Raw genomic sequence first — 1,071 nt, 5'->3', positions numbered from 1 at the left:
GTCCTCTAGAAGAGGACTCATTGAGTGATATTAGTTTTGTAGATTTTACCAATGTCTTAGATATTGCTGGTGTTCCATCAATAGTAATGTCTTCAGCACCGTCTTTAAAAATACATGCAAGTACTAAAAGGTATAAGAAGTATAATAAGGTACTCTCAGGAGAAATTGATGTTGTAGATCTTACGCATTCTTCACCTCCCAGTCCTCAGTCATTACTATCTCAGTCTGAGTCGCAATTAGGATCTTCGTTGCCATCAGGGGATGGTGTACCTGATGAATCTACTCATTATGAAGCAGAAGTTATTCATGGTAATGTTGGGGTAGTACAGCCTATTAAATGTGTTGATTTGCTGGGTGTTAAATTACATCCTGCTAGTGCTAAACTAGTTTATAAGCTATTTTCTAATCTCCGTGAAGCTGCCAGAACGTCTTATTCGAAGTCGATACTTAATTACCTCTTGGAAGCTGTGGATAATAGTGAACTTTCCGCGGTTGGGCGAGCTATTTGGTGCAAGATGTATAGAGAACTGCACCTGTGTAGTTTTGTATCTAGGTGTCTTTCTATCTATCATTACAAGTACCGTCCTGATTTTGTACGTGCACTTTCTAATATTCGGTTATTGTCAAGCTCCTCTGATAGGCTAGTGCGATTAAGTGGAGCTGGTTTATTAGGTTTTTTATCGAAACTAGATTATGCTATTCGTGAGGCAGTGGAGTCTATATTTAACGCGGGCTGGGATGAGGTAGCTAATAGAGTTTTTGCTGAACTAGAAGATGAATTACTAGGTGATATTTGTTGTGAAGATGTTATTAATGTCCTTAATGTTACTGGTATTCCTGCAGTGGCATTTTCAGCTTTCCAAAGACGTACGATAGATCAAAGAAATGCATTAGAAAGTAGTAGTAGAGTTACAAATGAGGGTGTGGCTTCAGGAAGTGGTGATGCAGTTTTTGTGCATTCTTCTTCCAGTCCACAACCTCAGTCTGAACTATTATCTCAGCCTGAACCAGAATTACTATCTCAACCTGAACTGTTAGCTCAATCTGAGCCTGGATTATTATCTCAACCTG

Annotated in this window: 1 protein-coding gene; it reads left to right on the top strand. The window is 39.0% G+C overall.

Annotation, left to right across the window (positions count from 1 at the left end):
- On the top strand, window positions 1-1,071 hold a 1,071-nt coding region (locus tag A6733_RS08725), incomplete at both ends, for a hypothetical protein (protein WP_242641579.1).

The organism is Candidatus Ichthyocystis sparus, from assembly GCF_900078745.1.
Lineage (GTDB): Bacteria > Pseudomonadota > Gammaproteobacteria > Burkholderiales > 2013Ark19i > Ichthyocystis > Ichthyocystis sparus.
This window is presented reverse-complemented; position numbering and strand designations above follow the sequence as displayed.